General features: G+C 65.5%; 21 protein-coding genes and 1 pseudogene. 9 read left to right on the top strand and 13 right to left on the bottom strand.

The annotated features are described in order from the left end of the window. Positions 1-35 precede the first annotated feature (35 nt). The gene (locus tag E3N85_RS01005; RefSeq protein WP_134458511.1) at positions 36-887 is read left to right on the top strand and encodes a phosphatidylinositol-specific phospholipase C/glycerophosphodiester phosphodiesterase family protein; all 852 of its coding nucleotides are present in this window, start codon (positions 36-38) and stop codon (positions 885-887) included. A gap of 25 nt (positions 888-912) precedes the next feature. On the opposite strand, the gene E3N85_RS01000 is transcribed toward E3N85_RS01005, so the two are convergent. The 5 genes from E3N85_RS01000 to E3N85_RS00980 all read right to left on the bottom strand — a co-directional run bounded on the left by E3N85_RS01000 (position 913) and on the right by E3N85_RS00980 (position 6,168). Continuing rightward, positions 913-2,016, bottom strand: coding sequence for an ABC transporter permease (locus tag E3N85_RS01000; protein ID WP_134458509.1), 1,104 nt, complete (start codon positions 2,014-2,016; stop codon positions 913-915). Next, positions 2,013-2,897, bottom strand: a complete 885-nt coding sequence (locus E3N85_RS00995) for an ABC transporter ATP-binding protein (protein ID WP_134458507.1) — start codon at positions 2,895-2,897, stop codon at positions 2,013-2,015. The genes E3N85_RS01000 and E3N85_RS00995 overlap by 4 nt, the downstream gene beginning before the upstream one ends. 111 nt (positions 2,898-3,008) lie before the next feature. After that, positions 3,009-3,689 carry an SDR family oxidoreductase gene (locus tag E3N85_RS00990; RefSeq protein ID WP_134458505.1) on the bottom strand — a complete coding sequence of 227 codons (681 nt, stop codon included), beginning with the start codon at positions 3,687-3,689 and terminating at the stop codon, positions 3,009-3,011. Beyond that, the gene (locus E3N85_RS00985; protein WP_134458503.1) at positions 3,689-5,098 is read right to left on the bottom strand and encodes a DUF6421 family protein; all 1,410 of its coding nucleotides are present in this window, start codon (positions 5,096-5,098) and stop codon (positions 3,689-3,691) included. The genes E3N85_RS00990 and E3N85_RS00985 overlap by 1 nt, the downstream gene beginning before the upstream one ends. Before the next feature lie 176 nt (positions 5,099-5,274). Beyond that, the gene (locus tag E3N85_RS00980; RefSeq protein ID WP_370288937.1) at positions 5,275-6,168 is read right to left on the bottom strand and encodes an amidohydrolase family protein; all 894 of its coding nucleotides are present in this window, start codon (positions 6,166-6,168) and stop codon (positions 5,275-5,277) included. A gap of 78 nt (positions 6,169-6,246) precedes the next feature. On the opposite strand from E3N85_RS00980, the gene E3N85_RS00975 reads away from it, so the two are divergent. After that, complete coding sequence (locus E3N85_RS00975; protein WP_134458501.1) at positions 6,247-6,768, top strand: SRPBCC family protein; 522 nt, start codon at positions 6,247-6,249, stop codon at positions 6,766-6,768. Here E3N85_RS00975 and E3N85_RS00970 read toward each other — a convergent pair. Further along, positions 6,735-7,190, bottom strand: a pseudogene (locus E3N85_RS00970) (LLM class flavin-dependent oxidoreductase); the annotation flags it as partial. The gene E3N85_RS00975 and the pseudogene E3N85_RS00970 overlap by 34 nt on opposite strands. Positions 7,191-7,290: 100 nt before the next feature. On the opposite strand from E3N85_RS00970, the gene E3N85_RS00965 reads away from it, so the two are divergent. Further along, complete coding sequence (locus tag E3N85_RS00965) at positions 7,291-7,686, top strand: DUF3592 domain-containing protein (protein WP_134458497.1); 396 nt, start codon at positions 7,291-7,293, stop codon at positions 7,684-7,686. A gap of 6 nt (positions 7,687-7,692) precedes the next feature. On the opposite strand, the gene E3N85_RS00960 is transcribed toward E3N85_RS00965, so the two are convergent. Further along, the gene (locus E3N85_RS00960; RefSeq protein ID WP_134458495.1) at positions 7,693-8,832 is read right to left on the bottom strand and encodes a cation:proton antiporter; all 1,140 of its coding nucleotides are present in this window, start codon (positions 8,830-8,832) and stop codon (positions 7,693-7,695) included. A 73-nt stretch (positions 8,833-8,905) separates the two neighbouring features. Between E3N85_RS00960 and E3N85_RS00955 the strand changes: the two genes are divergently transcribed. Then, entirely contained in the window at positions 8,906-9,742 is an 837-nt protein-coding gene (locus tag E3N85_RS00955) for an SDR family NAD(P)-dependent oxidoreductase (protein WP_134458493.1), read from the top strand. A 144-nt stretch (positions 9,743-9,886) separates the two neighbouring features. Here the strand turns inward: E3N85_RS00955 and E3N85_RS16620 are convergent, their stop codons facing one another. The 3 genes from E3N85_RS16620 to E3N85_RS00940 form a co-directional block, all read right to left on the bottom strand. Next, on the bottom strand, positions 9,887-10,417 hold the full coding sequence (locus E3N85_RS16620) for a hypothetical protein (RefSeq protein WP_241978237.1): 531 nt from the start codon (positions 10,415-10,417) through the stop codon (positions 9,887-9,889). Between the two features lie 366 nt (positions 10,418-10,783). Then, positions 10,784-14,830, bottom strand: a complete 4,047-nt coding sequence (locus tag E3N85_RS16615; RefSeq protein WP_241978236.1) for an SCO7613 C-terminal domain-containing membrane protein — start codon at positions 14,828-14,830, stop codon at positions 10,784-10,786. Between the two features lie 112 nt (positions 14,831-14,942). After that, entirely contained in the window at positions 14,943-15,758 is an 816-nt protein-coding gene (locus E3N85_RS00940) for an alpha/beta fold hydrolase (protein WP_134458489.1), read from the bottom strand. Between the two features lie 80 nt (positions 15,759-15,838). Here E3N85_RS00940 and E3N85_RS00935 point away from each other — a divergent pair, with 80 nt between their 5' ends. Together E3N85_RS00935 and E3N85_RS00930 are read left to right on the top strand one after the other, a co-directional pair. Further along, on the top strand, positions 15,839-16,759 hold the full coding sequence (locus tag E3N85_RS00935; protein ID WP_134458487.1) for an AEC family transporter: 921 nt from the start codon (positions 15,839-15,841) through the stop codon (positions 16,757-16,759). Between the two features lie 16 nt (positions 16,760-16,775). After that, positions 16,776-17,498, top strand: coding sequence for a fumarylacetoacetate hydrolase family protein (locus tag E3N85_RS00930; RefSeq protein WP_134458485.1), 723 nt, complete (start codon positions 16,776-16,778; stop codon positions 17,496-17,498). An 87-nt stretch (positions 17,499-17,585) separates the two neighbouring features. Here the strand turns inward: E3N85_RS00930 and E3N85_RS00925 are convergent, their stop codons facing one another. Beyond that, the gene (locus E3N85_RS00925; protein ID WP_134458483.1) at positions 17,586-18,776 is read right to left on the bottom strand and encodes an acyl-CoA dehydrogenase family protein; all 1,191 of its coding nucleotides are present in this window, start codon (positions 18,774-18,776) and stop codon (positions 17,586-17,588) included. 167 nt (positions 18,777-18,943) lie between these two features. On the opposite strand from E3N85_RS00925, the gene putP reads away from it, so the two are divergent. Next, complete coding sequence (gene putP, locus E3N85_RS00920) at positions 18,944-20,446, top strand: sodium/proline symporter PutP (protein WP_134458481.1); 1,503 nt, start codon at positions 18,944-18,946, stop codon at positions 20,444-20,446. 67 nt (positions 20,447-20,513) lie between these two features. Here putP and E3N85_RS00915 read toward each other — a convergent pair whose 3' ends face one another. Together E3N85_RS00915 and E3N85_RS00910 are read right to left on the bottom strand one after the other, a co-directional pair. Further along, on the bottom strand, positions 20,514-21,548 hold the full coding sequence (locus E3N85_RS00915; RefSeq protein WP_134458479.1) for a metallophosphoesterase: 1,035 nt from the start codon (positions 21,546-21,548) through the stop codon (positions 20,514-20,516). A 153-nt stretch (positions 21,549-21,701) separates the two neighbouring features. After that, on the bottom strand, positions 21,702-22,538 hold the full coding sequence (locus tag E3N85_RS00910; RefSeq protein WP_134458477.1) for an exodeoxyribonuclease III: 837 nt from the start codon (positions 22,536-22,538) through the stop codon (positions 21,702-21,704). A gap of 127 nt (positions 22,539-22,665) precedes the next feature. Between E3N85_RS00910 and E3N85_RS00905 the strand changes: the two genes are divergently transcribed. Both E3N85_RS00905 and cofE read left to right on the top strand, forming a co-directional pair. After that, positions 22,666-23,667, top strand: coding sequence for a TIGR03557 family F420-dependent LLM class oxidoreductase (locus E3N85_RS00905; RefSeq protein ID WP_134458475.1), 1,002 nt, complete (start codon positions 22,666-22,668; stop codon positions 23,665-23,667). Between the two features lie 48 nt (positions 23,668-23,715). After that, positions 23,716-24,513 (top strand): coenzyme F420-0:L-glutamate ligase, encoded by a 798-nt coding sequence (gene cofE, locus E3N85_RS00900; RefSeq protein WP_134458865.1) that lies wholly within the window; start codon positions 23,716-23,718, stop codon positions 24,511-24,513. Positions 24,514-24,579: the final 66 nt, after the last annotated feature.

Here is a 24,579-nt window from a genome sequence, read left to right as displayed (position 1 = left end):
CTTCGCGTAGCTTCCTCCGCTTGGAAAGAGACCCCATGTTTTTCAGAGTTGCGGCTTCGGCCCTCATCGCTCTTGTCGCCGTCACCACCGTCACCGGTGCCTCCCCACGTGTGGCGGAGGCACCGTTGCGGGTCGTCCTTGGCACCCCGCAGGATGCCGCCCATGCTCACAATGACTACGAGCATGACCGCCCTCTCTTCGATGCCCTCGAACAAGGCTTCACCAGCGTGGAAGCGGATGTCTGGCTTGTGGACGGTGAACTACTCGTCGCCCACGATCTCGAGAATGTTCAAACGGGGGTCACCCTGGAAAGCCTCTACCTTGATCCACTGTCCGAGCTCCTGCGCGGGCACGGCCGCAGCGTCTACCCCGGATGGGATGGCAGCTTCCAACTGCTGATCGATATCAAGAGCGACGGTGAGAGCAGCTACGCCGCGATCGAGAAAGAGCTGGCGGAGCACCGTTCCATCATGACCCGGTACAGCAACGGCAAGACAAAAACCGGACCGGTCATCGCCGTCGTCAGCGGCAACCGGCCCCTGAAAACCATGCAAAATCTGAACTCGCGGTTCGCCTTCTACGATGGACGCTCCACCGACCTGGCATCCGGGCTGCCGGCCGATCTTATGCCGCTGGTCAGCGAGAACTGGAACAAGCTCTTCGCCTGGCAGGGTACGGGTCCCATGCCCGAGAGCGAGAAGGTCAAGCTGCGCGACTATGTGGAGCTGGCGCACGCCGACGGTTACCGCGTGCGCTTCTGGGGAACCCTGGACGTGCCCGGCGCAGCCCGCGAGGCGATCTGGACCCAGCTGCACTCGGCCGGGGTTGACCACATCAACACCGATGATCTGGCCGCACTGGCGGAGTTCCTCGGGAGTCGAAGCTAGCGAGCCGGTACGACTCGGCCCCTCGCTAACCTTTCAGGGCCTCGCGCAGCGACACGCGGGCGCCCATGCGCAGCAGCGCGTTGGAGTAGATGCGCGACCCGATCAAAATCACCACCATTGTCGACAATGCCAGCACGACCAGGGACAACATGGGTTCCCACCATTCGGCCTGGCCAAGGAAAATGCGCACCGGCATCCCGACCGGCGCCGAGAACGGCACGTACGACATGATCGCCAGCACGAGTGGATTGTCGTTGAAGAAAACGACCATGAAGTAGGGGATCATGACGAGGAACAGCACCGGTGAGGTCGCTGAGCCCACGTCTTCCTGCCGGGACACCATCGACGCCGTTGCCGCGTAGAGCGCGGCGAGCAGCACGAATCCGAAGGCGAAGAACACGGCGAACCAGACGATGGCCGGGCCGACATCGGCCAGGAGCACTCGTTGCCCGGTCACCGTCAGGCCGATCGATACCAGCAGGCCGATCGATACGATCTGTCCGAACGCCATCAGGCTGTTGCCGAGCACCTTGCCGGCCAGCAGTGCCCGCACCGAGATGGTCGACATGAGAATCTCGACGATGCGGGTCTGCTTCTCTTCGACCACACTCTGGGCGATGGTGGCGCCGAAGGTGGTCGCCGACATGAGAAAAATGATGCCAAAGCCGATAGCAACGAGGTAGGCGAGAAAACCGTCTTGCTCGGCCGGCTCGAGAATTTTCACATCGGGGCTGACGCTGAGCGTGCCGAGAACATCGCGCGGCGCCGAATCCAGGGCGATCACCGTGATGCCGAGCAGGGAATCGGCACTGTCCGAGGGCACGACGGCCGCGTCGACGGTGCCGTCACGCACGAGTGCTTCGGCGCCTTTGACAGTGTCGGATTCGACGATGTCAAAGGCTTTGGTCTGTTCAACGACGCCGAGGGCCGTGCCGACTACGGCAACCTTGGTCAGGCTCGTGTTCTGGCTGACAATGCTGCCGACGATAACCGATGCCATCGAGATGAGGAGCAGAATTCCGGTGGCGATGAGGAAAGACTTGCTGCGCAGGCGTGCCGTGATCTCGCGGTTGGAAACCAACCAGACGCTCTGGGCGAAGGTGGGCGCGGTGTGGGTCTCGTTGTTCACGCGATGACCTCCTTGAAGATGGTTGCGAGGCTGGGTCTTTGCTGGCTGAAGCTGTGCACGGCGCCGAGCGCGACCGCACGGTGCAGAACGGCCTGGCTGGCAGCATCCGTTTCGGCTTCGAACACGGCGTGATCACCGTCGAAATCGATGACGGTGATGCCGGGCTGCGAGCGGATCCAGCCGGTGTCGCCCGCGGTACGTATCTCGAAGCGGGGGCTGCCGTGCTGCTCACGCAGAGCGTCGCGGGAGCCGTTCGCACGAATCTCGCCGTCGGCGATGATGACGAGGTCGTCGCAAAGCCGTTCGACGATGTCGAGCTGGTGCGAGGAGAACAGCACGGGCACGCCCTGGGCGGCGTAGCCGGCGAGCACGCTCATCACGACCTCCACGGCGAGGGGGTCGAGGCCGGAGAACGGCTCGTCGAGCACGAGGAACTCGGGGTCGTGCACGAGGGCGGCGGCGATCTGGGCGCGCTGCTGGTTGCCGAGTGAGAGCGACTCGACGGTGTCGCCGGCGCGTGCGCCGAGACCGAGACGCTCGAGCAGATCGCCGGTATTGCGGCGCGCGGATGCCGGCGACAGCCCATGCAGGCGCGCCAGGTAGACGAGCTGCTCGGCGACCTTCATTTTGGGGTACAGGCCGCGCTCCTCCGGCATGTAGCCGAATCGACGTCGATCGCCTGCGGTGACCGGAATGCCGCCGATGAGCACCGTGCCGGAATCGGGCGACAGCACACCGAGAATGATGCGCATCGTCGTGGTTTTACCGGCGCCGTTCGCGCCGACGAAGCCGGTGAGGCGACCGTCGCCGACGGTGAAGCTCACGTCGGTGAGTACCTTTGTGGTGCCGTAGCTCTTGGTGACTCCCCGGATGTCGAGCATGCCCGCCCTTTCGTTGTGCGTGTCCTCACGGTAGCGCGGACCAGCGGGAGCCGGGGGCTGCCGACGAGGGGCGAGCCAAGAGGTGCGACGGTGCCGGCGGGCGAGTATGTATCAGGTTTCGGGAGACTCCGGTGCCAGCACAGCCCGGCTGTTATTGACGGATGCCGCCGCCTCATCCCACAGACGCGTCACGCGGATAGCCAGCTCGGTCTCCAGCCCGCCCAACGACCGCACGACGAAAATCACCGCTGCGGCGGTGTCGCCAGCCTTCGCAAAGCCTTGACCGACCGCGCGCACCCACGCTTCGGCCGCGGATTTCGCGGCCGCATAATTCGCGCCGCCCGCCAGGGGCCGGTCTACCGACACGCTCGACACAATCGCGAGCCGCCCGGCCGAAGAAGCCAGCAGGTCGGCGTTGAATGCTCGGGTGGTGTTGCGCAGCGTGGTGACCACGTGCGCGTGCAGAAAAGCCCAGTCTTCGTCGGTCTGGCCGGCCAGACCCCCGCCGCCGCGCCAGCCGCCCACCAGATGAATCAGTCCGTCGATCGGTCCCGGCGATAAAGAAACCTGCGCTGCCAGCGCGGTCACCGCCTCAAAGCTGGCGAGATCGCACTCGTAGAGCACAGCCTCCGGTGCCACGGTCAGCACCGACTGGAGTCGTGCAAGATTGGAGCCGACGGCCACGACGCGCGCCCCGGCATCCGCTAGTGACGACGCGACGGCCAGACCGGCCGCGCTGGTCGCGCCGGCGATGAGCACGGTGCGACCAGCGACGGCCGGTCTGACAACCATTACTCGCCCGCGCTGCCGGTGATGCCGGCCGTCGACTCGATGACCGTGCGCATCTTCTTCTCGAGCGCTTCGAAGAACATCGACAGCGGGAATTCGTCGTCGAGAACCTGGTCGGTGTAGCCCTTGGGGGCTCCGGCGAGCACGTCGAGCGTCAGCCCGCGGGCCCAGGTCGACGCCGGGTTCGGCGTGAGGGTCTTCGAGATCATCTCGTAGGCCGCGAGCCAGTGAGCCTTCTTCGGCCGGTCGATCGACGCCCAGTACAGATCGTCGATCTGCGCTCCGAGCGCTATGACCACCTCGGGCACGGCGTCCCAATCAAAGGTGAGCCGGGTATCGGTCCAGTGCAGCACGCCGTGCTGGTGCATCCAGGCGAACAACAGCTGACCGCCGAGGCCGTCATAGTTGCGCACCCGGTTGCCGGTGATCGCGAACCGGAAGATACGGTCGAAGATGACCGCGTACTGCACCAATTTTGCGTGCCGACGGGCCTCCGGGCTCGCCAATCCGCTGCGCTCGATCGTGACCGACTCACGAAAAGCGGTCAGGTCGCAGCGCAGCTCCTCAAGAGAGTAGAGAAAGAATGGCATTCTCTGCTTGATCATGAAGGGGTCAAACGGTAGGTCCCCGCGCATGTGCGTGCGGTCGTGGATGAGATCCCACATCACGAAGGTTTCTTCGGTGAGGTGCTGGTCATCGAGCAGCGCGGCGGCTTCGGCAGGCAGTTCGAGTCGCGTGATCTCGGCGGCCGCGCGCACCACCCGGCGAAAGCGGGCAGCTTCGCGGTCGGCGAAGATCGCCCCCCAGGTGAACGTCGGAATCTCGCGCATCGCGACGGTCTCGGGAAATAGAACGGCCGAGTTGGTGTCGTAGCCCGCGGTGAAGTCGAGAAAACGAATCGGCACGAACAGTTTGTTCGTGTATTCGGCCTCGAGCTCGTCGATGAATTCCGGCCAGATGACCTCGATCAGCACGGCTTCGACCAGCCGATTGGCGCTGCCGTTCTGCGTGTACATCGGAAAAACAACGAGGTGGCGCAGGCCGTTGACGCGGTGCTGCTGCGGCTGGAAAGCCACGAGGGAATCGTAGAAGTCGGGCACGCCGAATCCATCTGACGCCCAGCGGTCGAAGTCCACGACCAGGGCCGCCAGATACGCGGCATCGTGCGCAAAGTGCGGTACGAGGTCTTCGAGTGCCGCGGTGATGCGTGAAACGGATGCCGCCGCGTCCGTGTGCCGCTCGGCGTCAGCAATCGACCCGTCCTGCGACTGCACGCCCTGGAGCGCCGATGCCGCGGCCTTCAGGCTGAGCCAGGACGGATGCTGCGAGAGAGACGAGCCGCCGTCTTCGAGAACCTCGGGCTCTCCGACCAGAGCGTTAGCTACGTGTGTTTTTTCAACAGATATCGACATGGGAACCTCCGATTCGAATGAGTGCCGCGGTTGCGACGGGCGTTCCTCTTCAGAGTATCGGGCGATGCGCGGCGTTTTCTTGCGACTTTTCGCAATGAATCGTCGTTTTCCGAGCATCGCGACGCTCGAATTCACCGTGTTCTGGCGAACGGCGAGCTGAGACGCGACGGTGAGCCCTACTCGCCGATCAGGCGCAGCCCGTTGAACCAGCAGACCGCGCGCAGCCAGTCGTCGTCGAGCCGCGGCTCCCGGTCACGCAGACGTTCGAGGGACTCCAGCTGGTGCGCGTACGGATACGGAATGTTGGGAAAGTCGCTGCCCAATACCACCCGGTCGGGCAGGTCGGCCAGCCGAGGCAGCAGCGCGGGGTTGAACGGCGCGAGCTGCTCGAAGAAATCGGTGAACACCATCGTGGTGTCGAGGTGCACCCAGGGGTAGCGCTCGGCGAGATCGAGAAATTCGTCGTATTCCGGGGCGCCGAGATGGGCGACCACGGCCGTCAGCAGCGGATGCCGCGCCAGCACTCCTGCAAGCTTGTCCGGCCCGGTGATTCCCGGGCTCGCCACCGGTCCGCTGCCGACATGGATGACCACCGGGATCGCCGCGTCTGCGAGCAGCCCCCAGACAGGGTCGAGCAGGGGGTCACGCAGGTCGAATGCCCCGATTTGCGCGTGAATCTTGAACACCCGCGCGCCACGATCGAGGGCGGACTGCACCTGCCCCAGCACGCCCTCTTCCGGGTAAAACGTGGCGCTGGGCACGCAGTCATCGTGTTCTGCGGCCAGAGAGAGCGAGAAATCGGTCAGAGAAGCCGCCATTCCCGGGCGATGCGCATACGACAGCGCGGTGAAACGGCGCACACCGAGCCGCCGAATCGTCGCCAGCCGCGAGGGCTCGTCGTCGCGGTAGTGAATCGGCCACTCCTGACCAATCAGCGGCTCGATCTCGTCGAAGTGCGCCCAGACGCGCCGCAGCATGCGGTCGGGCAGAAAATGGGTGTGCAGGTCGACGAGTCCGGGGAGGCCGAGTCCCCGCCACCAGGCCGGCACGTCGTTGTCGGTGAGCATCATTTGACCCAGTGTGTCAGACCGGTGTCTTGACAGGAGGTGCACCCTGGCCTATTTTCATCCGCGAGAAGAGGTAACGAAATGAGCGCTCTGCAGGTCACCGTTGTTCCCAATTTGCCGTTCATCGAATTTTCACGGGACTTCGACGCCCTCGTGTCTGCGGTCTACCGGGCCCACGCGGATCTCGACCTCGTGCAGCAGTGGCTCGGCCCGACGGGCTACACCACAGAGATCGACCATTGGCATCTACGCACCGGCGGCAGTTACCGCTTCACTCATATCGACCCCGAGGGCGAGAGGTTTGAGTTTCACGGCGTTTTCCACGAGGTCCGGCCCAACGACTTCATTATCCAAACCTTTGAATATGGCGGCCACCCGGATGTCGTGAGTATCGAGACCGTGCGCTTCGTTGACCTCGGAGACGGGTGCATGCGCCTCATCGGTCACTCCACCTATCCCAGCCAGAAGGCTCGCGACGGCATGGCCGACAACGGTATGGAGGACGGCATGGCAGAGGGTTACGACCGGCTGGACAACGTGCTCGCCGAGTTCAAGGCCGGCATAACTTCGCGCTCGAACAATTCAATGCCCGACCGGTCATAGGCGGCCTCTGGAAAGTAGTGGATCGCGTAACCGAGGCCACGCTTCTTCATCGCGGTCAGGCGTTCGACGATCTGCTCCGGCGTGCCGATGCCCATCTCGATGCGTCCACCGGAGATGATGTCGGCGGTGGTGGCGACCTTCGCCAGATACCCGGGGTTGCGGTAACTCATGCAGGTGCACATCTGCCCGAGGCGCACGCGTTTCGTGGTCGCCGCGAAGGCGGAGATGAGCGACCAGGCCTCGTGGGTGGCCTGCACGCTCGGCACCGGAACGGTGTGGAAGTGGTCATAGACCCAGATCGATTCCCAGGTGCCGGCATCGGCGTGCGCGGCCAGACCGCTCATCGTCGCCCACTGCGCGGCCGGTGCGATTCCGACCAGATCGTGTCGCCAGCCTTGGGGTACGAAGAGTCCAAATCGCATGGATTCAGCCTAGACGCCCGTCGGTGCGGCCCTGAACGATACGCTTTAGCCATCGGGGTAAGCGCCGCGAGCAGACGACAGACAACGGACGGCGGTGCCAGTGAACGCGCTCGACTTCATCGGCATCATCAGCGAAATTCTCACTCTCGTCGGCCTCATCATTGGAACGACCCTCTACATAGTCGGCCTCTCGGTTCGCGGTATCAGCGGTCGTTGGACCCGCACGAGCGCGGTGATTGCCGCGTCGGGGGCGGCCACGGTCATCCGCTGGTTTGATGATCTGGGCGATGTGCACGAATGCCCCGCCGACACGCACGAGACGCATCACCTGGTGCCGGGCGATGACGTGCGCGTCTGGTTCCGCAATCGCCACCCCGAGCGGTGCCGAACGCACGATCCCGACCTGGACGGCAAGGGGTTGCGCCTGATCGGCCTGGTCCTGCTCGGAATCGGAGTCGTGGCCGGTGTCGCCGGCATCGTGCTGATGTTTCTCTAACGCCGTCTACCCAGAAGCGGATGTCGCGCGCCGCTGCGCCCATCCGCTCGCCACCGCGGTCACCGCGATGGTCACGAGCGCGCCGAGCAGCAGCGCCGCAGCCTCGCCGGGGACGAGCACGTGCAGCTGGGTGCCGATCGTCGCGGCCGCGATTGGAATGCCGAGCTGGGCGGCCGACAGCAGCCCGAAGGACAGGGGGAGTCCCAGCAGGCGGGTAGTCGCGTGGGTGAGCAGGGTGGCCAGTCCGAGCACCAGGCCGAGCGCGATCATCTGCGGGTTCTCGGCGAGGTCACGCAGCGCGAGCGAGGCACCGAGCCAGACGAAGAAGAGCGGTCCGAAGAATCCGTCGGCGAGGGCGAACAGCTGGCGGGCGAGACGGCGCGGTTCGCCGACCGCAGCAACGGCGAGGCCGAACGCAAAGCCGGCGAGCATGGCCGACACATGGCTGAACACGGCGACCGCCGACAGGGCGAACAGAATGGCCAGCTGGATGCGCAGCTCGAGCGCAAACTTGCGGTCCGCCGAGAGCTTGTGCAGCCGGACGCGCAAGCCGTTTCGTTCCAGCCAGGCCAGCACACCGTAGAGCGCCACTGCCAGCACCGCGACCAGGGCAGCCCCGAGGGCGGCACGGCCCGCATTCGGCGGGTCGATGGCGAGCGGCAGGGCCACGATGGCCGCGATATCGGCGATCGCGACCTGCGCGGTGAGCTCCAGCATAGATCGGCCGCGCAGCCCCAGCGGGTGGATGAGGGGCAGCACGAGCGCGGCCGACGAGGAGGCGAGTAAGACTATATATAGGAGTGCATGATTCGAGCCGAAGATCAACGCGATCGCCACGCCGAGGGCGATCGCCGAGACGGTCACCAGAATTGCCCGCACCAGGCCGGCCGACAGCGCCGCACGAATCGCGCCGGAACGTACGGGCACGTGCGTGCCGGCCACGAACATGATCAACGCGAATCCGACATCCGCCAAGAGGGTGAGCGTAGGGTCAGCGGCGTCGATAAGACCGAAGCCGGTGCGGCCGACGATCACGCCAGCGGCGAGCTGTCCGATGACGACGGGAATATTCCAGCGACGCGGTGTTGCCAGCACGGGGCCGAGCAAAGCGATCACGGAGATGATCGCGAGGGCCTGAAAGTCCATATGCGCCTCCCCGATTCTGCGGCTAGCTCGAGCGTAGTCCCGCAAGAGAACGCTCAGGCGGCATGATGGGGGTATGAGTCGAACCGTCGCCGGAGCCCGCGTGCTGATTACCGGAGCCGCCAGGGGAATGGGCCGCTTGTATGCCGAACGCTGTGTCGCCGAGGGGGCGAAAACCGTCATCCTGTGGGACCGCGACGGTGCCGCGCTCGCCGCGACCACCGCCATCCTGACTGAACGTTGCCACGGGCGCACGCAGGTTGCCCCCTACGTTGTCGATATCGCCGACCTGGGCGCCATCGCGCAGACCGCGCAACGGGTACGTACCGAAATCGGCGACCCCGATGTGGTCATCAACAACGCCGGAATCGTGCGTGGCAAGTATTTCTGGGAGCACGACAACGGCGCCGACACCCGCCCGACCATGCAGATCAACGCGCTTGCCCCGATGTACATCACCCGCGAGTTTCTGCCGGCGATGATTGCGAGCGGATACCGGGAGTCACGCATCGTCAATATCGCGTCGGCTGCCGGTACCCTCAGCAACCCGCGCATGAGCGTCTATGCCGCCTCGAAAGCGGCGCTGATCGGCTGGAGCGATTCGCTGCGGCTCGAACTCGTGCAGCAGGGGTACGGCCACATCAAGGTGACCACGGTGTGCCCGAGCTACATCGACACCGGCATGTTCGCCGGGGCCCGCGGGCCGCTGCTCACCCCACTGATGACCCCGGAATACGTGGTGGACCGGGTCTGGCGGGCGATGCTCGCCGGCAAACCGCAACTGCTGTTGCCCTGGACGGTGAACCTGTCGAAGGTGCTTCGGGGCGTGCTGCCGTTGGCGGCCTGGGACGCCGTGGCCGGTCGCGTTTTCGGTGTCTACCGGTCAATGGACCGCTGGGTCGGTCGCGGGTAGCTGCCCGGCGCGAGTCGGCCTGCGGTTGCCTCCGCCGACGGTCGGGCCCGTCGGTGCCCCGTCAACCAGCGCGAACATGCGCGGCGGGTGCTCGACCAGCTCGACTCCGTGCCCCAGCCAGCCCGGGCCGAGCTGGAGTCGGTGTTACTGCCGTACGCCCGCAAGCTCACTCCGGCGCAGTTCGACGGGAAGGCCCGTAAACTGCGTGAACGGTTCCACCCCGACAGCATCACCGTCCGCCGCACGAAGTGCCTGGCCGACCGCAAGGTCATGTTCTTCCCGGACAAAGACGGCATGGCCACGCTCTGGTTGCGCGCCGCCGGTGAAGTCCTCCACGGCATCTACACCCGCGTCACCGACGCCGCCATCAGCCTGCAGGGCCCCGACGAGCCCCGCACGCTCAGCCAACTCCGCGCCGATGTCGCCGTCGACCTGCTCGCCCAAGGGGTCACCAGCACCGGACTCGGCGCTGGCCTGACGGCCAACGTCAACATCACTGTGCCGATCCTCACCCTGATAGGGAAGAGCGAGGAGCCGGGCGAACTCGAAGGGTACGGACCGATCGACCCGGAGGTCGCCCGTCGGTTGGCGGGAACCGCGACGAGTTTTCTGCGCATCCTCACGCACCCGCACCCGCACCCGCACCCGCACCCGCACCCGCACCCGCACCCGCACACCGGCATCGTGCTCGACGTCAGCGCAGAACCCTTCCGGCTGGCAAGCACTACGCCAGCGATCCCGCCACCCGCATCAGCCCACCGCGACAACAGGCCGACACGTCACCCCCGCGGCGTTCGCCCGCGGCCGAACCGACCCCTCCGGACCCGTGGGCCTCGGCTTGGGATATCGTGGACCCTGACCCGCAGCCGTTCTACGTGCAGGGCCCGTAAACCCGCGCCCGTTTGGAAGACCGGTCCGGTCGTGAACCACGTGCTGTGCGCAACCGTTCGGCACCGTGCAGCATCGCGCCGTGCAGCACCGCATCGCACGGCGCAGCATCGCACCGTGCAGCATCGCGCCGCACGGCGCAGCAACGCCCGGCTACCGCAGCGCACTGATGCGCAGGGCAACCGACTTGAGGTTCGCGATGCGCTGTTCGTAGCGTGCAGCGAGAACGATGAGCAGGATGCCGCCGCCACCGAGCCAGAGGAACCACGGAACCACGCTGTAGGCGAGGGCGATCCATGGCCAGAGCTGGGCGACACCGTGGATGAGCAGCACGGCAGCACCGATGACGAACGGCGCTTGCAGTCGTCGCGTGCTGCCGATCCCGATAACAATAATCGCCACAACACCGAGGCTGACGATGCGCCACAGGTCGTTGTAGGTGAGATCGAGGAGCAGCGACGGCACCAGGAGCAACACCAGTCCGGGACCAAACCAGGGCCAGCTCCGCGCTCGTGGATCGCCCTGCAGGCGCAGCCAACTCGAACCGATCAGCGCGAGGGCCACCGGAACGGTGACGAGTTCGAACGGGTCGACCACGCCAGAGCTGGCCACCGTGATAGCGGCTAGGGCAGCCAGTGCGAGCACGCTCCAGGCGGTGATTCCCCCGAGCGGCGCTCGCGGTCGCCAGAGGGCGATCACGTGCACCGCCGAGAGCACGAGCAGGAGCAGGACGGCTCGGGGTACCGACAGCCCACCATCGGCGGGCGAAGTGACCACGGCAAGTTCAATCCAGGTCAGAACGCATGCCCACACCAGCACGAGCAGGATGCCGGCGCCGTTTCGGAGCGCCGTGGTTTCGGCATCCGCTTGGCGAACCAGCAAAACCGCGGTCGTGACCGCCGCCACGGCAGGAAGTAACAGCCAGAGCTCGAGTCGCCCGTCGGGCGCGCCGGGCGCGCCGAGCACACGCTGCGTCTGTGCGAAGGCTGTGACGACGAGGGCGATCGCGCCGGCCAAACCGGCCGCAGCCAGATAGGTTGACGACGGCGGAGCCCATCGCACCAGTGCCGCGCCGATCATGAGGGCCACAGACACGAGGGCCAGCACGATGGGGCGCACCAGCGACCCCGACTCTGCTGACACGGCGAGCGGCACCAGGGCAATGAGCAGCCCGGCGAAAGTCAGCAGGCCGGCTACCGGACTTGCTTCGCTCAAGCGATCGGTTGTGCCGTAGCGGCGAATCAGTGTGGCCGTGGTGAGCATGATGCCGGCGACCGGCAGCACATACGGTTCGAGCGCCACCGTACCTGCCCGGTCCAGGCCGAGCCAGAGGCCGGCTGTGCTGAACAACAGGGCAAGCCAGCCGAAGTGGCGGCGATTCGACCGGGTGCCGAAGAGCCCGTCGGGAGCGATCGCCAGGATGAGCGCCACGATACCGGCGAACACGAGCACGAGCCAGCCGAGGGAGCGCAACGTGACCACCGCGGTGAACACAGCGGGCACGAGAACAATCGCGGCGCCGATTTCCAGCGCAGCACGGTCGCGGCGGGCAAACAGGTCGGGGCCGAGCGTGCCGCACAGCAGCCCGAGCGAGCAGACCACGAGGGCCACGGCCGGTGCGGCGAGTGTGAAAACGGATGTCACGGCATCCGTTGCGAACAGCACCTCGCGCACCAGCAAAAACAGTGCCGGGGCCAGCGCGACGGCGGCGATGGCACGTTCCCACCGCAGGACGCCGCGGTTGGCGTGCACGAACACCCACACCGCGCAGGCGGCGACGAGCACGCATGCCCGCAGGATCGAGCCGAGCGGTTCGGGCTGTAGGAGCGATTCTTCATCGGCTAGCGACCAATATCGCACGGGCAGGGCGAAGGCGAACAGGGTCGGAACGAGGAGGGTGAAGAATGCCCAGCGCCGTTCGAGAAGAGAGAGCGCCGTCGGCCGAAGCGCTGCCGCAGCGACGAGCATATGCAAGAGGGCCGTTGCGAGGGTGATCGCTGCCGTGACGTTGGCCAGGTTGATCGCGTCAGACCAGCGCTGTTCCGGCGCGAGGGCCAGCGGAACGTGACCAACTCCGACCAGCACGATCACGATCGCGGCGGCCAACAGCGCTCCACGAGTGTGAGCGCGGGAATCGCCGGCGAGCACGGGGCCGGCGAGCACGGGGCCGGCGACCCTGTGCGTGACCAACAGTCGGGCAAACCAAAGCGCGAATACGAGCGATACCGTGCCGAACCACCAGGTCGTGGGGTGCGCCCAGCTGATGAGATAACCCAGCGTCTCCCCGGCGACCAGAAGCGCGAAGAGGGCCGGCGCCAGAAAGCCGAGCGAGAACCGACCGGTTTCACTGACTTTGGCCGGCACCGAAACTGGCTCCGACGACCGAGCGAGGAGCAGGCTGATGAGTGCCCCGGCGCCCAGCAGCAGATAGAACGCGACGATAATCCCGATGGACGGGGCGAAGGGCACGGCGAGAATGACGACGGCCAGGGCAAGCGCGGTCACAATCTGGCGCCGGGCGCGGAGCAGACCGCCCAGGGTCCATCCGATAACCAGTAGTGCGCCGACCCCGACCAGTGCGAGCAAAGCCCAGACGTTGTCGGTGTTGGCGAGGTCCGGGACGACCTCACGGCCGCGTAGTCCGTTTGCTGTGGCTTGCATGAGTGGCCAGGCGGCATACCCGGCAGTGAGGAGCAACGGAATGGCCGCGACCGTGATGGCCGAACCAGCTGCCACCAGAGCGGCCGTGCGTCCGGCTGAGGGCGCGGCGAACTGACGACCGAACAGTTCGAGTGCCACGGCCAAGGCAGCAGCGACCAGCAGGGGCACGGTGAGGGAGAACGGCAGGCTGTCGTAGCGACTCGCAACGACCGGCGCGATGCCGGCCGCCGCGAACGCGGCCAGAGACGCCGATAGATAGGCGAAAGTTCGGTATTCACCCAGCAACCGTGCGGGCTGGGGTGCGCGCAGCACGAGCACGACGTGTGCCGCGGCGACGACCGCGACCGCGCCGAGGCACCAGGCCGGGGCGACGATGCTGTCGGGTTCGACGAAGATCGCGATGATGGCCGCCATGACGAGGGACAGCGCACCCAGTGTGAGCAGCAGCATCCGCTCGGGGAGGCGGTCAATGGCCGGCCACCGGCGCACGATCAGTGCGGGCCGCGGTAACGTCATGCGGTGCAGCAGGGCGCCGACAGCGACACCGAGAAAACCGACGAAAATACGGGTGAGGGTGTCCTGGCCCTGAAAAACACCGGCTGCGAGAAGTCCCAGGCCGAGAACCGCAACGACGAAACCGGCGACGCTGCCCACCCGCAGGTTCGACCATGCGTGCCAGCCGAGGAACAGTGCCGCACAGACCACGAGGGCGACGCCCCAGTACAGGGCGCCGTCGCCGGCGGCCAACCCGAACAGGTTGTTTTGACGCATGCCCCAGACATCGAGCAGTACGAGCACGATGGCAAAGCTCCCGATGCCCTCGGCGGTAGACGTGAGCCGCGAGCGACGCAGGCGGGCTGCGACGACGAGGGCCGCCACGGTCAGCAGTGCGACGACAACCGACCGAAATCCCAGTCCGGCGACGATCCAGGCGACGGTGAGAAAGAAGATTGCGGCAACCGAGACCAACAGCACGCCGACGAAGAGCAGCACGACCTGCACACTCGAACGCTGGGGCCGGCTGAGCAGGGCAGTCGCAGCATCGGCTTCCGGGCGGGATATCGATGGTGCGTGCCTGGGTACGACTGCCGGCCGAACCGGCGGCATCACGGACTGGGCCGGTGCTGCCAGCGTTGCACTGGTCGAAACAGCACCCGTTGAAGCAGCACCGGTGGAAGCAGCACCGGTCGAAGCAGCACCGGTGGAAGCAGCACCGGTCGAATTCGCGCGAACGGATATGACAACGGGGAGCTCGGGCACGGTGATTCGGCCCGGTTCTGTCTCGTACCGGATGCGCCCGATCAGCTCGGCCCGTCTCTCCATGGCCGCCGCGGCCGCCGCTGAACTGGCCAGCAATTCGGTTGCGGCTGCATGCCGCAGGTTGAGCTGGCACTCGGAACACACTGGAGACTTCAGTGGAGTGTGGCAGGCCGGGCAGAGCGCCCGGTCGGTGAGGTCCTGGGCATTGCGTGGCCAGACGATGCGACCGGCCTGTCGGAGATAGAAGTCCCCGGTCTGAACCGGCTCATGCTCTGACATCGATCTCCCCGCGGTCGGTCACGCTCCTCACAGGCTACCGGGACGAAAAAACTTCCGGCACACCGCACTGCCGCGTGTGGATAACTGCTGGTGGGGGGAGGAGACGGCTCGTTCAGAGGTTGTTGGTCGCAAGCCAGCTGATCAGCACGCGCTGAAACTCCAGCGGATGCTCCACGCTCGGCAAGTGGGCTGTGTCACGAAAGGTGCAGCCGCTCGCCTGCGGCAGCATCTCCAACAAGAACTCGTAGTGGGCCAGCGACGACGTCACATCGAGTTCGCCCACGGTGATCAGCGCCGGAACGTCGATGTCACTGACCCGGTCGAGCGCTGGCGGCTCGAGCGGAAGCGAGATCGGGTTTTCCGTGGCGTGAATTACGTTCCGCAGGTTGAGCTCCTGTGCGAGGTTGAGGAATGCCGGGTCGACGTCGGCCGCCTTGCGGGTCGGTCCGACCGCCCAGAGTGTGACCTCGAGCCGGGCCAGCCGCGGCCACTGGCGGGCGGTGAAGGCCTCATCCAGTTTGTCGAACAGGGCGTCTTCACGCTCGGTGAGCTCCACCTCGGGAAATCCACTGGGCCCGGACCCGATCGCGACCAGTCCGGCGACCCGCTCCGGGCTCTCCACGGCGAGGTCGATCGCGATCGTACCGCCGCGGGAGCACCCGATGAGGGTGGCGCGAGCGACGCCGAGATGATCGAGCAGCGCCGTGGCATCCGCACGGTTGGAAAATTCAACATTCTCGGTTGTCGTCTGGCCGAAACCGCGAGTGTCGAAGCGGATGACGTAGTGATGCGAGGCGAGGGCGGCGACCTGCGGATCCCACATGCGCAGGGTCGCGATGCCAGCATGGATCAGCAGCAGGGCAGGCGAGTCGGGGTCCCCCTCAGTCTCGTAATAGAGGGAAGCGCCAGGAACGTCGAGTCGGGGCATGCGTTGAGCGTAGCAACGCGGGCCGTGCGGCCGGAAGAGCCGTGCAGGCCATCGGTCGGGCAAGCCCTAGGCTCAACTGAATGGGCGGTGTTCTGGTCGGGTTTTCGATTATCGGATTTGTGATCCTGATCGGGTACTTTGTCGAGCGGTTCGGCATTGCCGGGGCGGGTGCAGGCCGGGTGCTCAACCGCATGGCCTTCTTCGTCGCAACTCCCGCGCTGTTGTTCACCGTGCTCTCCCACGCGGATGTGTCGGTGCTGTTTTCCGAGTTCCTGGTCGCCATCGTCTGCACCATCGTGGTCGGCGTGCTCATCTACATCGTCGCTTCGCGGCTGTTCTTTCGCGCGCCGTTGGCCGAGACGGTGCTCGGTGCGTCGAGCGCGACGTACGTCAACGCCAACAACATCGGACTGCCTGTGGCCATCTACGTGCTCGGCAGCGCCCAATATGTGGCTCCCGTGCTGCTGCTGCAGCTGGTGATTCTGGCACCGACCATCCTGGCCGTTCTCGACGTGGCCACCCGTGGCCGGGCTTCGTTCGTGTCGATCGTGACGCAGCCGTTTCGAAACCCGATGATTCTCGGTTCGCTCGCCGGCGTGCTCGTGGCGACCTTCGGGATCACGGTGCCGGCCCCGGTGCTCGCACCGTTCGAACTGATCGGTGGAGCCGCCATTCCCCTGGTGCTGCTGTCATTTGGCATGTCGCTGCACGGCCAACAGCTGCTCAAAGCCGGGACCGGGCGCAAGCAGGTCGTGACCGCCACCATGATCAAGGTGGGGCTGATGCCGATCGTCGCCTACCTGTTCGGACGCTTCGTATTCGACCTCGACGGCGCCGAGCTATTCGCCGTAGTCGCCGTGTCGGCGTTGCCGACCGCGCAGAACATCTTCAATTTCGCCTCGCGTTACGATCGAGCCGTGGTCGTCACCCGGGACACCGTTTTTCTCACCACAATTCTGTCCATGCCCGCTTTACTCGTCATCGCGGCCCTCCTCGCCTGAGTCCCGAAAGGACCGCATGTCTACTTCTGGCCCGTTCACCGCACCCGAGCCCACGAGCTTGCCGATCGTCGGCTCGGCTGAGCGCTTCTACGTGCACCGGGTGTACTGCGTCGGCCGCAACTACGCCGAGCATGCCCGGGAGATGGGCAACGACCCCGACCGGGAGGCGCCGTTCTTCTTCGCGAAGCCGGCCGACGCCGTGTTCGCGGTCAACGAGGGTGTTCCAACGCACGGCATTGCCCCCCACACTGTTCCGTACCCACCGGCGACCGACAACCTGCACTTCGAGATGGAACTCGTGGTCGCGATCGGCGGCGGTGGCGCTGACATTGCCGCAGCGGATGCGCTCACCCACGTCGTCGGCTACGGCGCCGGCGTCGACCTCACCCGGCGCGACCTGCAGGATGCCGCCAAGGCCCTGCGCCGCCCGTGGGATCTCTCCAAGGGCTTCGATTTCTCCGGACCCTGCACGCCGCTCGTTTCCGCGAGCACGATCGGTCATCCCGCTTCGGCACGAATCTGGCTCAACGTCGGCGGCGAGACGCAACAGGACGCCGACCTCGCCGACCAGATCTGGCCCGTGCCCGACGTGATCGCCGCTCTGTCGCGTTTTGTCACACTGCGGCCCGGTGACCTCATCTTCACCGGCACTCCTGCCGGCGTCGGCCGGATCGAGCCCGGCAGCGCCGTCACCGCGGGTATCGACGGAGTCGGTGACCTCGCCTTTCTCATGGTCTGAGCGCAATCTCAGCTCGCCAACAGCGCTTTGAGGGCAGTCGTGGCCTGTCCACGAGGCTCGTTGGGCAAGCGCACGCTCAGCGGACACTCAGCGGAAGGCCGCGATGCCGGTGATGTGCTGCCCGAGAATGAGGGTGTGCACCTCATCGGTACCCTCGTAGGTGCGCACACTCTCAAGGTTGTTGGCGTGCCGCATCGGGGAATAGTCGAGGGTAATGCCGTTGCCACCGAGCATCGCGCGTGCCTCGCGGCAGATGGCAATGGCTTCGCGGCAGTTGTTGAGCTTGCCCAGCGAGATCTGGTGTGGGGCGAGCGTGCCGGCGTCCTTGAGCCGGCCGAGCTGCAACGCAAGCAGGGTGCCCTTATTGATTTCGAGGGCCATGTTCACCAGCTTCTGCTGAGTGAGTTGGTAGCCGGCGAGCGGCTTGCCGAACTGCATCCGCTTTTTCGAAAAGGCCAGCGCGGTGAGATAGCTGTCGCGGGCCGCGCCCATGACGCCCCAGACGATGCCGTACCGGGCCTCGCCGAGGCACTCGAACGGCGCGCGTAGGCCGTGCGCCGCGGGCAGCATCGCCGCCTCCGGTAGACGCACCTCGGTCAGTTCAATCTCGCACTGAATGGAGGCACGCATTGAGAGCTTCTGCTCGATCGGTGTAGCGACGAAGCCGGGAGTATCTGTGGGCACGACAAAGCCGCGGATCCCGTCATCCGTCATCGCCCAAATGATCGCGACCTGCGCGACCGAGGCGAGACCGATCCAGCGCTTGGTGCCGTTGATCACCCAGTCGGTGCCGTCATGGCGCGCGAAGGTGGTCATGCTCGCCGGGTCAGAGCCAGCATCAGGCTCGGTGAGCCCGAAGCAGCCGATGACTTCCCCGGCGGCCATGCGCGGCAGCCACTCGTTCTTCTGCTCCTGTGAGCCGTGCTTGTGGATGGCGCTCATCGCGAGCGAACCCTGCACGCTCACGAAGGTGCGCAGTCCGGAGTCTCCGGCCTCCAACTCGAGGGCGGCGAGTCCATATTCGACGGCGCTGCGTCCGGGGCAGCCGTAGCCCGTCAGGTGCATGCCGAGCAGGCCGAGCTTGGCCAGCTGCGGGATAACGTCGAGCGGAAAGATTGCCTTCTCGTACCACCCGGCGATATTCGGCTTGATGGTCGTGTTGACGAAGGCGCGCACCTCGTTGCGCAGGGCGATCTCGGCCGCAGTCAGCAGGGAATCAATGCCCACCAAATCGGCGGCGTCGGTCGGGTCGGTGTCGATCAAGGCTGCAGCGCGCATGAGTCGGCTTTCGGTCGGTGAAGTCCGCCCTCATGCCGGTCTGGGTGGACAAATGGAGAGAAGGAAATGGTAAAAAGCCCGGATTTCTGCGAGACTGACCCCTTTAGCTCGCCCGTACTCCGGGCATTGACGTCCTGTAAGCCGGGCATCCCAACAAAGGAATCCCATTGACGGATCAAACTTTTCAGATCATCGCGATCGTCATATACCTCGCTGGCATGGTCGCCATCGGGTACTTTGCCTTTCGTCAGACCAAAGATCTTGACGATTATATGCTCGCCGGCCGTGGACTCGCACCCGGCACCGCCGCGCTGAGTGCCGGCGCTTCCGATATGTCGGGCTGGCTGTTGCTGGGTCTGCCCGGGGCCATCTACGTATCGGGTCTGGTCGAAGCCTGGATCGCTATCGGCCTCACGATCGGCGCCTGGCTGAACTGGAAATTCGTGGCCCCTCGGCTGCGCTCGTACACCGAGGTGTCGAACAATTCGATCACCATTCCGAGCTTCTTCGAGAACCGGCTCAAGGACACGACGCGCCTGTTGCGCGTCGTCTCCGGTGTCATCATCCTGGTGTTCTTCACGTTCTATGTTTCGTCCGGCATGGTGGCTGGCGGCGTGTTCTTCGAGGAGTCCTTCGGTTCCACCTTCCTCACCGGCATGCTGATCGTTGCTGGCGTCACCCTGCTCTACACGCTGTTTGGCGGTTTCCTTGGAGCCACTCTCACCGACGTCGCCCAGGGCCTGCTCATGCTCGTCGCGCTGGTTGCTGTTCCCCTGGTGGCGCTCAACGCGACCGGCGGAATCGCCGCAACCCTCGACTCCATTCGTGCGGTCAATCCTGACCTGCTCTCCCTCACGGCGGGCGGCTCCGTGCTGGGCGTTATCTCGGCCGCAGCCTGGGGCCTCGGCTACGTCGGCCAGCCGCACATCATCGTGCGGTTCATGGCCATGCGCACCCCGCAGGACGCCAAGGCCGGTCGCCGCATCGGCATCGGCTGGATGATTCTCACCGCTCTCGGCGCTGTCGCCACGGCGCTTATCGGCATCGCGTACTTCCAGCAGAACCCCGACCTGTCGCTCGCGAACCCGGAAACGGTCTTCCTGCTGCTGTCGCAGACGCTGTTCCACCCGTTCATCGCCGGCCTCGTGCTGGCCGCGGTGCTGGCCGCCATCATGAGCACTATCTCTTCACAGCTGATCGTGTCCTCCTCGGCACTGGTCGAGGACCTGTATCGAATCGTCGGCAAGGACGCCTCCCCGAAACAGTTGGTTATGTTCGGACGCCTCGGTGTGTTGCTCGTAGCAGTCGTTGCCGGACTCATCGCGCTGCAGCAGAATTCGACCATTCTCGATCTGGTCGGATTTGCCTGGGCCGGCTTCGGCGCTGCCTTCGGACCTGTGGTGCTGCTTTCCCTGTACTGGAAGAAGCTGTCCACCGCGGGCGCGCTGGCTTCCATGATCACCGGCGCCGTCGTCGTCTTCATCTGGGGCAACTCCGCCCTCGGCGAGATTCTGTACGAGATCGTGCCCGGCTTTGCGGCCAGCCTGATCGTTGCCGTCGTGGTTTCCCTCGCGACCTACAAGCCCAACGCTGACATCGATGCCGAATTCGACGCCGCTGCCGGGCAGGCCCACCCGAAGTACAGCGCACCCGAGAAGGTTTCCGTCTAGACGAACTCGCACCGCGACGGCACACGTCCTCGGCCTCTCGGCTGGGGGCGGGTGAGGCCACCATGGGCTAGTTTTCCGGCGGACCCCCTGCTGCGATCGTGAAGTCATCCGTGAACGAGCCCGTCGCTGGCAGGAACTGGGCAGTGAGCGAGCCCGGTGTCACCGAAACGCTGAGGTTTCCGAAGCTGGGGTCGAGATTGAGTCCGGAGTAGGCGGCAAAATACGGCGACTCCGGGTCGGCACGGAACACGTTCCGAAGCGGAGTGCCGCCGGTGCCGACGGTCGCGAACACCGTTCCGCCCCCGTGGACCAGGGCATTGCCGCCCTCGGTGACGCACCCGGCTGAATATTTAGCCGGTACGATCTTTGTGCACGAAGCGTTCAGGGCGAGCTGCTTGCTGCGGGCATACAGGTGCTCGTGACCGCTCAAAACGAGGTCCACCCGCTTGTCGACCAGTAGATTCATCAGTCCGGCCCCGTCGTCGCACTCGTACTGGCCGACCGACAGACACGGCTTGTGCATTCCCACCACCACCCAGGGAACACCATCCGACCTGGCGTCGTCGATGGCGTCGGCGGTCCATCGGTAGCGTGGGCTACCCGCGGCGTACGACCAGACTCCATCGGGGTAGGTGAGCGCGGGCGAGATCATGATGAAGCGCACGAGCGGATTGACCTGAGGAACGTCCACGTAGTACTGCCGCCCATACGTCCCGATCAGGCCTGGAAGCTGATTGGGCAGACAGGCAGCAAAATCATTGACGTTGCCGTTTTGTCCGTTGTCTTCGTGGTTTCCCGAGACGAGTTCGAACGGGAAGGCGGCTCCCACCCTCGAGGTGACGAAGTCGCACCAGGCCTGCTCGGCACCGGCCTGGCCATAGGAAAGGTCACCGAGCGAGAGGTGGAGATCCGGCTCGATGCCGGCCACCTGGTTGAGCGTCGCCGCAGCCCCCTTACTGGAAGAAATATCGCCCGAGGCGGTGAAGCGCACCGACGAGGCGACAGCCTCGTCCCCCCGGGATGACGAGGCCAAACCCGCGAAGACAATCACAATGAGGGTTGCACCGGCAACGCCTGCAACAAATGCATTGAATGCCCGCATGAGCCTGCTCCTAGCCCACTGGGTTATGAATCGAGTCAGGGCGGTGGCGGGTTCACCTCAGACGGAGCGCGCGTCAGGCGTCTTCCGGAGCAGGCTAGACCATGTCCGTGGGCGGGACAACCCCTCGTGGCGGACGGGGAACGGTCGGTGGCCCTAGAAAATCATCGGGCGGTCGTCGTCATCGCCGCCACCGTCGAGTTCTACGACGACCGGAACGTGGTCGCTCGGGGCGTCGCCCTTGCGTTCGTTGCGGTGGATGCTGGCATCCGTCACGAGGTCGGCGAAGGCGGGCGAGCCGAGGATGAAGTCGATGCGCATGCCCTCATTGCGGGGAAACCGCAGCTGCTTGTAGTCCCAGAAGGTGAAACCCTCCGGAACGATCGGCCGCACGACGTCGGTCAGCCCGGCTTGTTCGAACGCATCGAAGGCCTCACGTTCCTCCGGCGAGATGTGGGTCGACAGGCCGGGTACGAAGCTTGGGTCGCCCATGTCCTCGTCGCGGGGCGCGACGTTCCAGTCGCCCATCATGGCCAAAGCCAGCGCGGGGTGGGCGGCGAGTTCCTCGGACGCGTGAACCCGGAGAGCGTTCAGCCAGGCCAGTTTGTAGGCGTAGTGCGGGTCGTCGAGCGAGCGCCCGTTCGGTACGTAGAGGCTCCAGAGCCGCAGGTCGTTGATCGTCACGCCCAGCGCGCGTGCCTCGAGCGGCTGATCGGAGCCGACGGCACCCTTTTGGAAGCCAGGCATGTTCGTAACGGCGGTGACGACATCCGTCATGGGCTCACGGCTGGCAAACGCCACACCATTCCACTGGCTCAGGCCGTGAATGGCGAGATCGTAGCCGGCGTCCTCGAACACCTGCGAGGGAAACTGCTCGGGCTTGCACTTGATCTCCTGCATGGCGAGAACGTCGATGTCTTCGCGTTCCATCCAATCGACGACTCGCCCGGATCGAGCACGAATGGAGTTCACGTTCCAGGTGGCAATGCGCATGCCTCCAGCCTATAAGGGGCCTGGCGGATGCCGCGTTCGCGGCATCGAATGCGCGCCCCCGCTCTGTTGCGATTGAATGGGTACGGCACTGAAGAGGTGTAGCTCACCGACAGGCAGGAAGATCACAATGACGGAGTTGCAGATTGGCTACGCGGCCATGTTGGAGCAGTTCGCACCGGCCGAGGCGGTGGCGCTCTCGGCCTACGCCGAGGAGCATGGCTTCACCGGCGTGATGGCGGCCGATCACTTTCAGCCGTGGGTTCCGGCCCAAGGCCAGTCGAGCTTCGTCTGGAGCGTGCTCGCCTCGATCGCCGAGCGCACCAAGGGCGACTTCGGCCCCGGTGTGACCGCACCGACCTTTCGCTGGCATCCGGCCATGGTCGCCCAGGCCTCCGCGACCCTCGCCTCGATGTATCCCGGCCGGCACTGGCTCGGCCTCGGCAGCGGCGAGGCCCTCAATGAGCACATCGTCGGCGGTTACTGGCCCGAAGCGCCCGAGCGCATCAACCGCATGTTCGAGGCCATTGAGATCATCTCGAAGCTGTTCGCCGGTTCAATCGCCGGCAAAGACGTCAAGCATTCCGGGCAGTTCTTCAAGCTCGAGTCGACCCGGTTGTGGACCATGCCCGACGTTGCCCCCGAAATTCTGGTCGCTACCGCCGGCCCGGTTACCGCCAAGCGCGCCGGCCGGCTGGCCGACGGTCTCATCACGGTCGGCGCCCCGCTCGAGAAGATCTCGATGCTGTTCGGCAAATTCGATGACGGTGCGCGCGAGGCCGGCAAGGATCCCTCGGTCATGCCCAAGGTGCTGCAGCTGCACATGAGCTGGGCCGACACCGACGAAGAGGCCATGATCAACGCGCTGCACGAGTGGCCGAACGGCGGCATGAAGTTTCCCAAGGGCGACATCCGTTCGCCGTTTGAATTCGAGCAGATGGCCAAGCTCGTGCGCCCGGAGGACTTCGAGGGGCGCATGATCATCTCGGCCGACCCGGACGAGCACCGCAGATACATTCAGAAGTTCGTCGATCTCGGCTTTGATCGCATCTACCTGCACAACGTGGGCCGCAATCAGAAGCAGTGGATCGACGTCTTTGGCGCATCCGTTCTTCCAAAGCTCGTGCGGTAGATGCCGCACGATTCGCTGCCCGATGCGGCGACTGCCGAAGTTGGCGCCATGGAACTGTTCGGCCTCAAGGTGTTCGCTCTCGGTGGTTTCGGTGAGATCGTCGCCGGCGATGATCTCGGGGAACTGATCTGCGAGGCCGCGCAGTCGCGCCTGATTGACGGTGATATTGTCGCGGTGACCAGCAAAATCGTTTCCAAGGCTGAGGGCCGCACCGTGCTGGCCGTCGACCGGGAGCAGGCGATCACCGACGAGACCGTGCGTGTCGTGGCCGCCAGGGCGCACCCGGGCGGGGTCACTCGCATCGTCGAAAATCGGCAGGGCCTGGTCATGGCGGCGGCCGGCGTCGACACGAGCAATGCGCCTGAGGGTGTGGTGCTGTTGCTGCCGGTGGATCCGGACGCGTCGGCGCGCGCCATCTGCGCGGCTCTCCGCGAGCGCACCGGGTTGCGGCTCGGCGTGCTCGTGACCGATACCGCCGGGCGCCCCTGGCGTGAGGGCCAGACCGACATCGCCATCGGCGCCGCCGGGCTGGCAGTGCTCGACGATTTGCGCGGCATGGCGGATGTCTCCGGTCGCCGTCTCGACGTCACCGTCGCGGCGGTCGCCGACGAGATTGCCGGCGCTGCCGACCTGGTCAAGGGCAAGACGAGCGGCAACCCGGTCGCGGTCGTGCGCGGACTCGGCCGGCTGGTTGCCGAACTGGATGCCGCCGGCGCGCGCGCCTTGCAGCGGCCGAGCGCTACCGACATGTTTCGCCTCGGCACGGCGGAGGCCCACGCCGAGGGGTACACCGAAGGCTACATCGCGGGCTTCGCCGCCGGGCGTGCTACGGCCGCGTTGGGCTAGATCGTGATCGTGAGGGCCTGGCTCAGGCCGCTTTGCCGGGGCTCCTCTTGGGCCGATCAAACGAGC

Origin of the sequence: Cryobacterium sp. Hz9, assembly GCF_004402825.1 — a bacterium.
GTDB classification, from domain to species: domain Bacteria; phylum Actinomycetota; class Actinomycetes; order Actinomycetales; family Microbacteriaceae; genus Cryobacterium; species Cryobacterium gelidum.
This window is presented reverse-complemented; position numbering and strand designations above follow the sequence as displayed.